Consider the following 13,778-nt stretch of genomic DNA (forward strand, 5'->3'; position numbering starts at 1 on the left):
CATGGCCACTTGTGATGCTGATAATCTTTTTGACTATCAGTCCGTACTCACAAGCACCCACACGAATTGCTTGATTCGATTTGTTAAAGAGCGTTTGGTTAAGAGCTTTTCGTCTCAACCGAGGCGCTCATTCTACGCTTTCCTCAGAGCCTGTCAAGCGTTTATTTTGAAGTTTTTTGCGAGAAACTCGTTTAGCTTCAAACACTTGACTCAACACAGTGGCTAGCTTTGCTTCGCTACCGCGTTGGAGTGGTGCGCATTATAGGGAGGCCATCGAGAAGGTCAACCTTTAATTTCAATGATTTGAAATATTTCTGTTAAACCCACTTGAGGGCTATCACCCACCCCACCATTTGCGCACTATATTGCTCACCACTTCCCCCGCCCAAGGATTGCCGCACTTAAATGAACACCCAGCCCCGCAGCTTGGCCGCCACCCTCTTCCCGATCGGCCTACTGCTTATCGCCATGGCATCGATTCAGTCCGGCGCCTCTCTGGCCAAAAGCATGTTCCCGATCATCGGCGCACAAGGCACCACCACCCTGCGCCTGATCTTTGCCAGCATCATCATGCTCCTTATATTGCGCCCGTGGCGGGTACGCATGACCGCCAACACGTTGCGCAACGTGGTCATCTACGGCATGGCACTGGGCGGCATGAACTTCCTCTTCTATATGGCCCTGCAAACAGTGCCAATCGGTATCGCCGTGGCACTGGAATTCACCGGCCCATTGGCCGTGGCGATCTTCTCCTCGCGCCGCCCCATCGACTTCCTGTGGATTGCCTTGGCCATCGCAGGCCTGCTGCTGTTGCTGCCGGCAGGCCAAAGCGGCCAGGCACTCGACCCACTGGGCGCCGCCTACGCCCTGGGTGCGGGTGTGTGCTGGGCGCTGTACATCCTGTTCGGGCAACGTGCAGGGGCCGAGCACGGCATTCAGAGCGCAGCTCTGGGGGTGGTAGTCGCGGCCCTGTTTGTCGCCCCTATCGGTATCGCCCACGCCGGCAGCGCTCTGCTCACACCTGCCGTGATCCCTATGGCGTTAGCCGTTGCAATACTGTCCACCGCCCTGCCATACAGCCTGGAGATGGTCGCCCTCACGCGGATCCCGGCGCGCACGTTCGGCACCCTGATGAGTATCGAACCAGCATTCGGCGCATTGTCCGGGCTACTGTTCCTCGGCGAGGTGCTGACGCTTACCCAATGGCTGGCGATTCTGGCAATCATTACCGCCTCGGTCGGCACTACCCTGTCCATGCGCAGGGCGCCCAGCCCGGCCATCGCGGCAGACTGATATGAGAAATATTTTCATTTGAGACGGGATTAGTGATTGTAGCAGCCCGTCTCGCTGATTAAGCTGTCACAGAATCATCATCTTTACGCTATCTACTGGGCCGAACACGGACGCTAGGGGAAGGCTCAGGAAGAACCGAAGCGACAACGACAGGGTCGTGACAACTGATTTGCCCTGCATTTAAGGACAGGAATGAAACGAATTTTTCTCATCCTGGCCATCTTGGCTATTGCTGGATGTGCCGCCACAGCCAAGACCGAGGTCAAAAGGGGCAAGAAGGGCCTGCATATCAACTGCTCCGGTCTTTCTTCCTCGTGGGACAATTGCTACAGCAAGGCCGCAAGCTCCTGCAGCACGCGCGGCTACCGGGTCATTGCACGTTCGGGCGATAGTGATGAAGAAGCCGGTGACTACTTGTTCGGCATAAACCCTGCGGGTTACACCAGCCGTAGCATGATCGTCATCTGTAAATAGAGAAAAGGGCAGTTCGAGATCTGCCCTTTTTCATCTGCCTTACAGCGGTGCAGTACGCACCTCCATCCAGGCCAGTGCCTCCCCCTGGAGCAAAGGCGCCAGGCGCTCACGCACATGGGCGTGATAGCCGTTCAGCCACTCCACCTCTTCCTTGGTCAGCAACTCGGGCAACAGACAGCGGGTGTCGATAGGGCACAGCGTCAAGGTCTCGAAGTGCAGGAAGTCACCGAAGGCGCTCTTGCCCGCTTCGCGGTTGACCACCAGGTTCTCGATGCGTACCCCCCACTGCCCCGGGCGGTACGTACCCGGCTCGATCGAGCTGATCATGCCCGCTTGCATTGCCGTCTGCGCTACAGGTGCCGCTTGGTAGGCGATCACTTGAGGCCCCTCGTGCACGTTCATGAAGTAGCCCACCCCGTGACCGGTACCATGGCCGTAGTCGACCTGATCAGCCCAGATCGGCGCCCGGGCAATGGCGTCGAGCAACGGCGACAACACCCCCCGCGGGAAGGTGGCACGTGACAGGGCAATCATGCCCTTGAGCACACGGGTGCAGTCCTGCTTCTGTGCCTGGCTGGGGTTACCGACCGGCACCATGCGGGTGATGTCGGTAGTGCCGCCCAGGTATTGACCGCCCGAGTCGATCAGCAGCAAGCCATTACCCTCGATGAGCGCATGCGACTGCTCGGTGGCACGGTAGTGTGGCATCGCGCCATTGCCATTGAAGGCGGCGATGGTAGAAAAACTCAGCGACACGAAGTTCGGGCGCCGAGCACGCGCGGCACTCAATTGCTCGTCAACCGTCAGCTCGGTAATGACCTCCCGGCCGAGGTTCGCCTCGAACCAGGCGAAAAACTCGCACAAGGCTGCGCCGTCCTGCTCCATGACCTGGCGAATGTGCACCAGGTCGTCGTCACCCTTGCAAGACTTGCTCAGCGTGGTGGGGTTGGGCCCCTCGACAAGCACCACCTCTGCCGCCAGGTTGTCCAGCAGGCCGCAGGTGACCCGGGCCGGATCCACCAGCAGCCGCGCCCCTGCGGGAACGGTGCCTAGCGCCTTGCCTGCTTCGCTGTAGTCACGCACCTCGATGCCGTCGACCTCCAGCACCTGACGCAGGTGCGCGTCCACCTTGTCCTGGCCCACGAACAGGATGGCCTGCTGCTGATTGATCAGGGCAAAGGCCAGGAAAACCGGATTGTAGGAAACATCGCTTCCGCGCAGGTTGAACAGCCAGGCAATGTCATCCAGGGTCGCGATGAAGTGCCAGTCGGCCCCCTTGGCCTGGATGCCCTGGCGCAATTGCGCGAGCTTTTCCGCCCGGTTCACCGTGGCGTGTGGCGGCAGGTGCTGGTACACCGGGTTACCTGGCAGCGCCGGGCGCCCGTCCCAGACCTGACCCAGCAGGTCCATGTCAGTCACCAGCCGCGCTCCACGCGCCTTCAGCCGCTCACCCAGTTGGCGCGCCGAAGCCAGGGCCATGACCGCGCCATCCACTGCTACGCGACCGTTGCGCTCGACGTTTTCGCCCAACCATTCCAGCGCCCCGGGTTTGCCCGGCAACAGTTTCATCAGTTCGATGCCGCTGCCCTCCAGCTCGTGAGCCGCCTGCTCCCAGTACCGGCTATCGACCCACAACCCGGCAAACCCGGGGGTGACCACCAACGTACCGACCGAGCCCTGAAACCCCGAAAGCCACTGACGCCCCTGCCAGTAACCGGGCAGGTATTCGGAAAGATGGGGATCGGCAGAGGGTACCAGCAAGGCATCGATGCCCTCTGCCGCCATGGCTTGGCGCACGTGCACCAGTCGCTGCGGCACGCTTTGCTCAAGGGTGGTCTGGACGTTCATGCGCTCTCCTGCGGCTTCATAACGGTTTATCCAATAGACCGATAATGGAACAGCCGCCAGAGCGCTGCAATCGCGACGACCAAGATACGGCATGCATTGCCCGCCACGCCCTGAGCCAATAAGACACTTCCTACAACAGGGCCAGGATCACTGATCAAGTTCCGCTGAACGCCCCAGGACGAAGACTTCACATGCAGCACAATCATTGCACACAGCGCTACGCACCTTGGTATGCCTGATGCCCGCCCACCTGGCAATGCAGGACGCCATCGTCACCGCGCACCAGGCTGCGCAGGGCCTGGTAGGCGGCGAAGTTGATGCTTCGCGCCTGATGCTTGCCCAGCAGGTCAAGAAACGACGCCTCGACGAAGTGCACGGCTGCCGCAGCCCAGGCCTGGCGTGACTGCCATTGCAGGTATTGCAACACCCGGCTGCCATCGTCGCTGGCCTGGATACTCACACCCTGCAGCCCTTCGCAACGCGCAGCCAGCGCCTCACTACGCACCACCAGGGCGTGGGCCAATGCCTGCTGGCACATGCTGGGCACTTCGTATTCGATCATCTGGGTGAACCACAAGGCATGAGGTTTTGCCAACATCGACAGTCTCCTGGCTACGGACGCATGCAGCGCGATGCCGTGCAGGGTAAAACCTCAAGTAAAGTCAAGGTCAAGTGGTTTCTACATACCCTGACCGGACACCGCAAACCGTCGCCGATAATCACTCGGGGTAAGGCCGGTGACACGCTGGAACACCTTGCGAAACGCACCCGGGTCCTGGTAGCCGACACCCCACGCGATCTGTTCGACGTTGCGCCGGGTGAACTCCAGCAAACGGCACGCCCGACCTACCCTCACCTGTTGGCAATACTCGGTCGGGCGCAGCCCGGTAGCTGCACGAAAGCGCCGCAAGAAAGTGCGCTCCTCCAGCCCCGCGCAGGCAGCCATCGTGCTCAGGTCGGCATCCTGCCCGCCATTGCCCTGCAACCAGTGCTGCACCTTCAACACGGCCTCGTCGCCGTGGTCTAGGCGCGGGCTGAAGACAGCTCCGGGCAGCGGCGCCGCGACCGGATCGACGGCCAGATAGCGGGCGGTCTCCTGTGCCACCGTTGCCCCCACAAAGCGCTCCAGCAGACGCAAGCCCAAGTCAGTCCAGGCCATCAACCCCGCCGAGGTCACGATGTCGCCGTCATCCAGCAATGGCTGCTGGGCCTCTACCCGCACCTTGGGGAAGCGCTGGGCAAGCGCATGCACATAGTTCCAGTGCGTGCAGGCCGGGCGCCCATCGAGCAAACCGCTGGCAGCAATGAAAAATACCCCGATGCATACCGACGCCAGCACCGTACCACGCCCGTGCATCAGACACAGCGACGCACGGTGACGCTCCAGCAACTCAGCTTGCGGAGCCGACTCCAGGCTTGGCGGAATGATCAGTACGCGCAAGCCCGATGCGGCGACAGCAGAGCTATCCGATGCTGGCAACAACTGCCCTGCCTCATCTGCCTGCCAGCAACTGACCCGAATGTGCGGCAGCTCGACGGCCCCCAGTTCGGCCGCAACCCGGTTGGCCACCAGGAACAGGTCGGCCAGGCCATGCACAGCGGCGCGCTGGACGCCGGGGTACAGCAGCAAGCCGATATCGAGGTTGGCTGAGGTGTCAGTTTTTGCCCGCATAGTGTCGTTCGCGCCAATCCTCAGGTAAGTGAACACAGCCTATAACTAACGTCTCTCGACGACTACTGCCACAGGAGGCAGCATGAACAAGCAGGCACTGATCATCATCGACATCCAGAACGACTACTTCCCGGGCGGCAAATGGACCCTCGATGGCGCCGACCAGGCGGCCGACAACGCTGCCCGCTTACTGACAGCAGCACGCCAGCGCGGCGATCTGGTGGTGCATGTGCGGCATGAGTTCGAGACTGCCGATGCGCCATTCTTTACCCCTGGTTCGCAAGGCGCGGCCATCCACGCCAAGGTCGAGCCATTACCGGGGGAGCCCGTGGTGCTCAAGCACAAGGTCAATGCCTTCCTCGGCACCGATCTCGAGCACACGCTGGACCGGCATGGCGTCGAGGCGCTGACCATCGTCGGCAGCATGAGCCACATGTGCATTGACGCCGCCACCCGGGCTGCGGCCGATCTGGGCTATCAAGTGACCGTGGCGCACGATGCCTGCGCAACCCTGCCACTGGCGTTCGACGGCAAGCAGGTGCCGGCGGCTCATGTACATGACTCGGCGATGGCGGCGTTGGCGTTTGCCTATGCCAATGTGGTGAAGACCGATGATCTGCTGAAAAACTGATCGGCTTGAGACCTTTGGGGCCGCACAGCAGCCCCAAAGCCTGCAGACTCAAATCACCACATTGCGCACAAACCGCACAGCCGCCACGCCATCGTTGCGGTAGGCATACCGGCAATTGCTGGGGAACACATGGAACCGCCCCGCCTGCAAGCGATGCTCGACATCTTCGATGATCAGCGTCAACTGCCCATCGACCACGTAAATCTGCTCACTCCAGCCTTCGGCATCGGCCTCACTGCAATAGCACTCCCCCGGTGCCAGGGTCCATTCCCAAAGTTCCACCTCGCGCCTTGCCGGGCTGCTACCCAGCAACACCGCTCTGCTCTGGGGGTGTTCACCAGCCCAGGCCAGTTCTTCAATGCGCCCGGGGTCGCGCAGGTCTGGCGCCTGGATCAAAGTACTGAAGGCCACGCCCAAGGCTTCGGCAATCAGGTCCAATGTGGTCAGGCTGACATTCTTCTCGCCCGCCTCGATCGCGACCAGCATGCGCCGGCTGACCCCTGAACGCTCGGCGAGCGCCGCCTGACTCAAGCCGGCGGCGTTGCGCAGACTGCGCACATTGAGGCTGACATGTTGCAGCACCGATGCCCGGTGCGAAGAATCCTTGTGCACTATATTGCTCACTGATCAAGATTGCGCAGTATACTGCCCACTTTTGCGGCGATTGTGCGCCGCCCTTTCCGAGTGTGCAAGACCATGAACCAGCCCAGCAGCAAGCCTACCCCTGCCGTCACCTTCCGCCTGAGCAAGGCCGAACTGGTGCTGGTATTCATCACCATGTTGTGGGGCGGCACTTTCCTGCTGGTGCATAACGTGATGACCGTCAGCGGCCCGATGTTCTTCGTCGGCCTGCGCTTTGCAGCAGCCGCGCTGTTCGTTGGCGTGGTCTCGGCGCGAGCGCTGCCCGGCCTGACCTTCACCGAACTGAAGGCCGGCATGCTGATCGGCGTGTCGATCATGCTCGGCTATGGCCTGCAGACCATGGGCCTGCAAACCATCAGCAGCAGCCAGTCAGCGTTCATCACTGCGCTGTACGTGCCGTTTGTGCCGCTGCTGCAGTGGCTGGTGCTGGGCCGGCGGCCCGGCCTGATGCCCAGCATGGGTATCTGCCTTGCATTCATCGGCCTGATGCTGCTGGCCGGCCCGGAAGGCGGCAGTCTGCGTTTCAGCGAGGGCGAACTGGTCACCCTGGTCAGCGCCGTGGCCATCGCCGGTGAAATCATCCTGATCAGCCGCTACGCCGGCCAGGTCGATGTGCGCCGGGTTACTGTGGTGCAACTTGCCACCGCATCGCTGCTGGCGTTTCTGATGATCGTGCCGACCCAGGAGCGCATCCCCGACTTTTCCTGGCTGCTGCTGGCCAGCGCAGTCGGCCTGGGCGCAATGAGTGCGGTGATTCAAGTGGCGATGAACTGGGCCCAGAAGTCGGTCTCGCCTACCCGCGCCACGCTCATCTATGCCGGTGAACCGGTGTGGGCCGGCATCGTCGGGCGCCTGGCCGGCGAGCGCCTGCCGGGCGTTGCGCTGCTCGGCGGCCTGCTGATCGTGGTCGCGGTGGTGGTCAGTGAACTCAAGGTGCGGCGCCCTCGCGAAAGCGTCGAAGCACGCGATGTGCAGCATCAAGGCGAACGTCAGGCCGGGCTGTGAAAGGGTCAACAGCGGCTATTCTTTGTAAAGAACTGTTATAAAAAAACCGCTTGTCACAGCCTGTTTGTAGGATCCTGCGACAGCTTGCGTGTTGGTGATAAACACCTCGGCACGTATGATTCTTTGCAAACTTCTCCAGAATAGGCCGCTATGTCCTTGATAGTGCTATTGCTTCTGCCGTTCGTGGGCAGTTGCCTGGCAGCTGTGCTGCCGCACAACGCACGTAACGCCGAGTCCATTCTTGCCGGGCTCGTAGCCCTGGTCGGTACCGTCCAGGTAGCACTTCTGTACCCTCAGATTGCCCATGGTGGCGTCATTCGCGAAGAGTTCCTGTGGCTACCCAGCCTGGGGATGAACCTGGTCTTGCGCATGGACGGCTTTGCCTGGCTGTTCTCGTTGCTGGTACTGGGCATTGGCACACTGGTATCGCTGTATGCCCGCTACTACATGTCGCCGCAAGACCCGGTGCCACGCTTCTTCGCGTTCTTCCTGGCCTTCATGGGCGCCATGCTCGGTCTGGTCATCTCCGGCAACCTGATCCAGCTGGTGTTCTTCTGGGAACTGACCAGCCTGTTCTCCTTCCTCCTGATTGGCTACTGGCACCACCGCGCCGATGCCCGTCGCGGCGCCTACATGGCGCTGATGGTAACCGGCGCAGGCGGCTTGTGCCTGCTGGTAGGGGCACTGCTGCTCGGCCATGTGGTCGGCAGCTACGACCTGGACAAGGTCCTGGCTGCCGGTCACATCATCCGCCAGCATGCGCTTTACCCGGTGCTGCTGCCCCTGATCCTCATCGGCGCCCTGACCAAGAGCGCACAGTTCCCCTTCCAGTTCTGGCTGCCCCACGCCATGGCAGCGCCCACGCCGGTGTCGGCCTATTTGCACTCTGCCACCATGGTCAAGGCCGGGGTATTCCTGCTGGCACGCCTGTGGCCGGTACTTTCCGGTAGCGAGGAGTGGTTCTGGATCGTCGGCGGTGCCGGTGCCCTCACCCTGCTGCTCGGCGCTTTCGCCGCCATGTTCCAGAATGACCTCAAGGGCCTGCTGGCCTATTCGACCATCAGCCACCTGGGCCTGATTACCCTGCTGCTGGGCCTGAACAGCCCGCTGGCTGCCGTTGCCGCGGTATTCCACATTCTCAACCATGCCACCTTCAAGGCCTCGCTGTTCATGGCCGCCGGCATCATCGACCACGAGAGCGGCACCCGTGACATTCGCCGCCTCAGCGGCCTGATCCGCCTGGTGCCCTATACCGCGACCCTGGCGATGGTCGCCAGCGCCTCGATGGCCGGCGTACCGCTGATGAACGGCTTCCTGTCGAAGGAAATGTTCTTCGCCGAGACGGTGTTCATCAGTTCTACCGCCTGGGTCGAGGCCACGCTGCCGGTAATCGCCACCCTGGCTGGCACCTTCAGCGTGGCCTATGCCCTGCGCTTTACCGTCGATGTGTTCTTCGGGCCGACGGCTCAGGACCTGCCCCATACCCCGCACGAGCCGCCACGCTGGATGCGTGCTCCAGTCGAGTTGCTGGTGCTCACCTGCCTGGTAGTGGGCATCTTCCCCGCCCAGTCGGTCGGCCCCCTGTTGGCCGCTGCAGCCCTGCCGGTGGTTGGCGGTACCCTGCCCGAGTACAGCCTGGCCATCTGGCATGGCTGGAACGCACCGATGGTCATGAGCCTGGTAGCCATGAGCGGCGGCATCGTCCTGTACCTGTTGCTGCGCAAGCAACTGCGCCTGGGCCGCTTCCCCTACCCGCCGGTGATCGAGCGCTTCAATGGCAAGCGACTGTTCGAGCACGGCCAGGTTCACCTGATGCTGCTGGCGCGTCGCATCGAGCGCGTGCTCACCACCCGGCGACTGCAGTCGCAGCTGTTCATGCTGGTATTCGCCGCGTTCCTCGCGGGCCTCACGCCGATGCTGTATAGCGGCCTGAGCTGGGGTGACCGCCCGAAAATTCCAGGTTCGGGCGTGTTCGTCGCCCTGTGGCTGATCGCCATTGCCTGCGCCATCGGCGCCGCCTACCAGGCCAAGTATCACCGCCTGGCGGCACTGATCATGGTCAGCGTCTGCGGCCTGATGACCTGCATCACCTTCGTCTGGTTCTCTGCACCCGACCTGGCACTGACCCAATTGGTGGTGGAAGTGGTCACCACCGTGCTGATCCTGCTTGGCCTGCGCTGGCTGCCACGGCGTATCGAAGGCTTATCGCCGCTGCCTGGCAGCCTGGAGCGCGCGCGCATGCGCCGACTGCGCGACTTGCTGCTGGCCGTGCTGGTGGGTGGCGGCATGGCCGTGCTGTCGTACGCCATGCTGACCCGACCAACGCCCAACGACATTTCCTCGTTCTACTTGAGCCGGGCATTGCCTCAGGGCGGCGGCACCAATGTGGTCAATGTCATGCTGGTCGACTTCCGCGGCTTCGATACCCTCGGTGAAATCACCGTACTGGTGGCTGTGGCACTGACCGTGTTCGCCCTGCTGCGGCGCTTCCGCCCTCCGAAAGAGAGCATGCAGTTGCCAGCGCAACAGCGCCAGTTGGCACCGGACGTGGTCACCGACCTGATCAACCCGCGGCATGCCACCGATACCGCGCTGGGGTTCATGATGGTGCCTGCAGCACTGGTGCGCCTGCTGCTGCCGATCGCCTTGCTGGTGTCGATGTACCTGTTCATGCGCGGGCACAACCAGCCCGGTGGCGGGTTTGTCGCTGGCCTGGTGATGTCGGTGGCGTTCATCCTCCAGTACATGGTGGCCGGCACCCAGTGGGTCGAAGCACAGATGAGCCTGCGGCCGCTGCGCTGGATGGGAACCGGGCTGCTGTGCGCGACCCTGACCGGGGTCGGCGCCATGCTGCTGGGTTACCCGTTCCTCACCACTCATACCGCCCACTTGCACCTGCCGTTGCTGGGTGATGTGCACGTGGCCAGCGCGCTGTTCTTCGATATCGGCGTATACACCGTTGTGGTCGGCTCGACCCTGCTGATCCTCACAGCCCTGGCGCACCAGTCGGTGCGCGCCTATCGCCCGGGCAACCCGGCAAAAACCAGCCAAGCAGGAGCCGCCTGATGGAAGAAGTGATTGCAGTCGCCATCGGCGTGCTGGCTGCCTCCGGGGTGTGGCTGATCCTGCGCCCGCGCACCTACCAGGTGATCATGGGCCTGTGCCTGCTTTCGTACGGGGTCAACCTGTTCATCTTCAGCATGGGCAGCCTGTTCATCGGCAAGGAGCCAATCATCAAGGATGGCGTTACCCAGGACCTGTTGCATTACACCGACCCGCTGCCACAGGCACTGGTGCTCACCGCCATCGTCATCAGTTTCGCCATGACTGCACTGTTCCTGGTGGTGCTGCTGGCCTCGCGCGGCCTGACCGGTACCGACCACGTGGATGGCCGGGAGCGTGACGAATGAGTGGTATGAGCCAACTGATTGTCGCCCCCATCCTGCTGCCGCTGATTACAGCGGCGATAATGTTGCTGCTGGGTGAAAAGCACAGGCATATCAAGGCCAGGCTTAACCTGCTGTCAACCTTCACCGGCCTGGCAATCGCGGTCTCTCTGCTGCTGTGGGTGCGCACCCAGGGCCAGGCAGCCTCGATCGGCGTGTACCTGCCGGGCAACTGGCCAGCGCCCTTTGGCATCGTGCTGGTGGTGGACCACCTGTCCGCGCTCTTGCTGAGCCTGACCGGGGTCATCGGTTTCAGCGCCCTGCTGTTTGCCCGTGCCCGCTGGGACGGTGCAGGGGCCAGCTTCCATGCGCTGTTCCAGATCCAGCTGATGGGCCTGTACGGCGCCTTCCTCACCGCCGACCTGTTCAACCTGTTCGTCTTCTTCGAAGTGCTGCTGGCTGCCTCCTATGGCTTGCTGCTGCATGGTTCGGGGCGTGCGCGGGTGCGCGCCGGCCTGCACTACATCGCCATCAACCTGTTTGCCTCGTCGCTGTTCCTGATCGGCGCAGCGATGCTGTATGGCGTGACCGGCACCCTGAACATGGCCGACCTGGCGCTGAAGGTTCCACTGGTGCCGGAGGCCGACCGTGGCCTGCTGCATGCCGGCGCGGCAATCCTGGCCGTGGCCTTTCTGGTCAAGGCCGGTATCTGGCCGCTGAACTTCTGGCTGGTGCCTGCTTACGCGTCAGCCAGCGCGCCGGTGGCTGCACTGTTCGCCATCATGACCAAAGTCGGCCTGTACGCCGTGCTGCGCCTGTGGACGCTGCTGTTCTCCGGGCAGGCCGGGGCCTCTGCGCATTTCGGCGGCGAATGGCTGATTTACGGCGGACTGGTTACCCTGGCGGTGGCAGCGGTATCAATCCTGGCGGCACAGCGCCTGGAGCGCATGGCGGCACTCAGTATCCTGGTCTCGGCCGGCACCCTGCTTGGCGCGGTGGGTTTTGCCCAGGCGGCACTGACCGGCGCGGCGCTGTTCTACCTGGTCAACTCGACCCTTGCGCTGTGCGCACTGTTCCTGCTCGCCGAACTGGTCGAGCGCTCGCGCTCGGCCAATGAAGCGCCGCTGGACGAAGAAGAGGACGCCATGCCGCCGCCACTGGAATCGCTGCACCCGCCCAAGGGCATCAACCTCGACGATGAACAGCAGGTGGTAATCGGCCAGATCATCCCGTGGACCATGGCCTTCCTCGGCCTCAGCTTCATCGCCTGCGCACTGCTGATCATCGGCATGCCGCCGCTGTCGGGCTTTGTCGGCAAGCTCAACCTGATCAGCGCGCTGTTCAATCCACTGGGCCTGGGCGTGCCGGCCGAGCAGCCGCTGAGTGCCGCCGGCTGGGGCCTGGTAGCGTTGCTGATCCTGTCCGGCATGGCCTCGCTGATCGCCTTCGGCCGCGTCGGCATCCAGCGATTCTGGAAGCCCGAAGAGCGCCCGTCACCGGTGCTGCGGCGCTATGAATGCCTGCCCATCGTCATCCTGCTCGGCCTGTGCCTCATCCTCAGCCTCAAAGCCGAGCCGTTGCTGCGCTACACCCAGGACACTGCCGCCAGTCTGCAGGCCCCCGATGCCTATATCGAAGCCGTGATGGCCGCCCGGCCGATTCCTGGCCCCACCTCGCGCGACGTACAGGTGCAGCCATGAACCGACTGTTCCCCGCCCCGCTGCTATCGGTCTCGCTGTTCGGCCTGTGGCTGCTGCTGAACCTCTCGGTCAGCCCCGGCAACCTGCTACTGGGCACCGCACTTGGCATACTGGCGCCACTGTTGATGGCGCCCCTGCGCCCGCAGCATGCCCACGTACGGCGCCCCCTGGTCATCGCCAGGCTGATCGGTCGGGTCGGCATCGATGTGGTCATCTCCAACCTGCTGGTGGCCCGCGGTGTGCTGCGGGCCGGCAAGCAGCCGCCACGCTCGGCGTTCGTTCACATACCACTGGCATTGCGTGACCCCCACGGCCTGGCAGCACTGTCGATGATCACCACGGTGGTGCCTGGCACAGTCTGGTCCGAACTGGCACTGGACCGCAGTGTGCTGTTGGTGCATGTGTTTGAGCTGGACGATGAAGCGGCCTTCATACAGCACTTCAAGGACACTTACGAACGCCCGCTGATGGAGATTTTCCAATGACAGGCCTGCTCGCCAATGCCGTCCTCGCCAGCCTGTTCATCTTCGCCCTGGCCATGGGCCTGACGCTGATCCGGCTGTTCCGTGGCCCATCCGCCCAAGACCGCGTGCTGGCCCTGGACTACCTTTACATCCTGGCCATGCTCACCATGCTGGTGCTGGGTATCCGTTATGCCAGTGACACCTACTTCGAAGGTGCCCTGCTGATTGCGCTGTTTGGTTTCGTCGGCTCATTTGCGCTGGCCAAGTTTCTGCTGCGCGGAGAGGTGATCGAATGACTGAAGCCCTGGTACTGCCGTTCTGGCTGGAACTGGTCACGGCCGCGCTGCTGCTCACCGGCAGCCTGTTCGCCCTGGTCGGCGCCATAGGCCTGGTACGCCTGAAAGACTACTTCCAGCGCATGCACCCGCCAGCGCTGGCCTCGACCCTTGGCGCCTGGTGCGTTGCACTGGCCTCGATCATCTACTTTTCGTGGCTCAAGGGAACCCCTGTGCTGCACGCGTGGCTGATTCCTATCCTGCTGTCGATCACCGTGCCGATAACCACGCTGTTGTTGGCGCGGGCGGCGCTGTTCCGCAAGCGCATGTCGAAAGAGCCGGTGCCTGAAGAAGTCAGCAGCGGCCGAGACCGTGGCAATTGAAGGTT

The 13,778-nt window shown here is 62.6% G+C and carries 14 protein-coding genes; 10 read left to right on the forward strand and 4 right to left on the reverse strand.

Annotated elements, in window-relative coordinates:
- Positions 1-405: 405 nt before the first annotated feature.
- Together rhtA and INQ47_RS13455 are read left to right on the forward strand one after the other, a co-directional pair.
- Positions 406-1,293: a threonine/homoserine exporter RhtA gene (gene rhtA, locus INQ47_RS13450; protein WP_404701889.1), complete on the forward strand. Its 888-nt coding sequence runs from the start codon at positions 406-408 to the stop codon at positions 1,291-1,293.
- Positions 1,294-1,485: 192 nt separating this feature from the next.
- The gene (locus tag INQ47_RS13455; protein WP_016714998.1) at positions 1,486-1,767 is read left to right on the forward strand and encodes a hypothetical protein; all 282 of its coding nucleotides are present in this window, start codon (positions 1,486-1,488) and stop codon (positions 1,765-1,767) included.
- A gap of 39 nt (positions 1,768-1,806) precedes the next feature.
- Here INQ47_RS13455 and INQ47_RS13460 read toward each other — a convergent pair whose 3' ends face one another.
- The 3 genes from INQ47_RS13460 to INQ47_RS13470 form a co-directional block, all read right to left on the reverse strand.
- On the reverse strand, positions 1,807-3,615 hold the full coding sequence (locus INQ47_RS13460) for an aminopeptidase P family protein (protein WP_252458313.1): 1,809 nt from the start codon (positions 3,613-3,615) through the stop codon (positions 1,807-1,809).
- Positions 3,616-3,832: 217 nt separating this feature from the next.
- Positions 3,833-4,213 (reverse strand): antibiotic biosynthesis monooxygenase, encoded by a 381-nt coding sequence (locus INQ47_RS13465; RefSeq protein WP_021783184.1) that lies wholly within the window; start codon positions 4,211-4,213, stop codon positions 3,833-3,835.
- 81 nt (positions 4,214-4,294) lie between these two features.
- Positions 4,295-5,287, reverse strand: coding sequence for a GlxA family transcriptional regulator (locus tag INQ47_RS13470; RefSeq protein ID WP_021783185.1), 993 nt, complete (start codon positions 5,285-5,287; stop codon positions 4,295-4,297).
- 82 nt (positions 5,288-5,369) lie between these two features.
- Here INQ47_RS13470 and INQ47_RS13475 point away from each other — a divergent pair, with 82 nt between their 5' ends.
- Entirely contained in the window at positions 5,370-5,918 is a 549-nt protein-coding gene (locus INQ47_RS13475; protein WP_252458316.1) for a cysteine hydrolase family protein, read from the forward strand.
- A gap of 48 nt (positions 5,919-5,966) precedes the next feature.
- On the opposite strand, the gene INQ47_RS13480 is transcribed toward INQ47_RS13475, so the two are convergent.
- Positions 5,967-6,530: a helix-turn-helix domain-containing protein gene (locus INQ47_RS13480; protein WP_176684923.1), complete on the reverse strand. Its 564-nt coding sequence runs from the start codon at positions 6,528-6,530 to the stop codon at positions 5,967-5,969.
- An 84-nt stretch (positions 6,531-6,614) separates the two neighbouring features.
- Between INQ47_RS13480 and INQ47_RS13485 the strand changes: the two genes are divergently transcribed.
- From INQ47_RS13485 to INQ47_RS13515, 7 genes are all read left to right on the forward strand, one after another.
- On the forward strand, positions 6,615-7,565 hold the full coding sequence (locus INQ47_RS13485) for a DMT family transporter (protein WP_103444032.1): 951 nt from the start codon (positions 6,615-6,617) through the stop codon (positions 7,563-7,565).
- 150 nt (positions 7,566-7,715) lie between these two features.
- A complete protein-coding gene (locus tag INQ47_RS13490) occupies positions 7,716-10,631 on the forward strand; it encodes a monovalent cation/H+ antiporter subunit A (RefSeq protein ID WP_404701890.1) in 2,916 nt (971 codons plus the stop codon).
- On the forward strand, positions 10,631-10,975 hold the full coding sequence (locus INQ47_RS13495) for a Na+/H+ antiporter subunit C (RefSeq protein WP_003250128.1): 345 nt from the start codon (positions 10,631-10,633) through the stop codon (positions 10,973-10,975). The genes INQ47_RS13490 and INQ47_RS13495 overlap by 1 nt, the downstream gene beginning before the upstream one ends.
- Positions 10,972-12,651 (forward strand): monovalent cation/H+ antiporter subunit D, encoded by a 1,680-nt coding sequence (locus INQ47_RS13500; RefSeq protein WP_404701891.1) that lies wholly within the window; start codon positions 10,972-10,974, stop codon positions 12,649-12,651. The genes INQ47_RS13495 and INQ47_RS13500 overlap by 4 nt, the downstream gene beginning before the upstream one ends.
- Positions 12,648-13,136, forward strand: a complete 489-nt coding sequence (locus INQ47_RS13505) for a Na+/H+ antiporter subunit E (protein ID WP_252458320.1) — start codon at positions 12,648-12,650, stop codon at positions 13,134-13,136. The genes INQ47_RS13500 and INQ47_RS13505 overlap by 4 nt, the downstream gene beginning before the upstream one ends.
- Positions 13,133-13,411: a K+/H+ antiporter subunit F gene (locus INQ47_RS13510; protein WP_021783192.1), complete on the forward strand. Its 279-nt coding sequence runs from the start codon at positions 13,133-13,135 to the stop codon at positions 13,409-13,411. Before INQ47_RS13505 ends, INQ47_RS13510 begins: the two co-directional genes overlap by 4 nt.
- Positions 13,408-13,773 (forward strand): Na+/H+ antiporter subunit G, encoded by a 366-nt coding sequence (locus tag INQ47_RS13515; RefSeq protein ID WP_003250107.1) that lies wholly within the window; start codon positions 13,408-13,410, stop codon positions 13,771-13,773. The genes INQ47_RS13510 and INQ47_RS13515 overlap by 4 nt, the downstream gene beginning before the upstream one ends.
- The last annotated feature ends 5 nt before the right edge of the window (positions 13,774-13,778 follow it).

This window comes from Pseudomonas sp. 3HC3 (genome assembly GCF_044904505.1).
Lineage (GTDB): Bacteria > Pseudomonadota > Gammaproteobacteria > Pseudomonadales > Pseudomonadaceae > Aquipseudomonas > Aquipseudomonas putida_Y.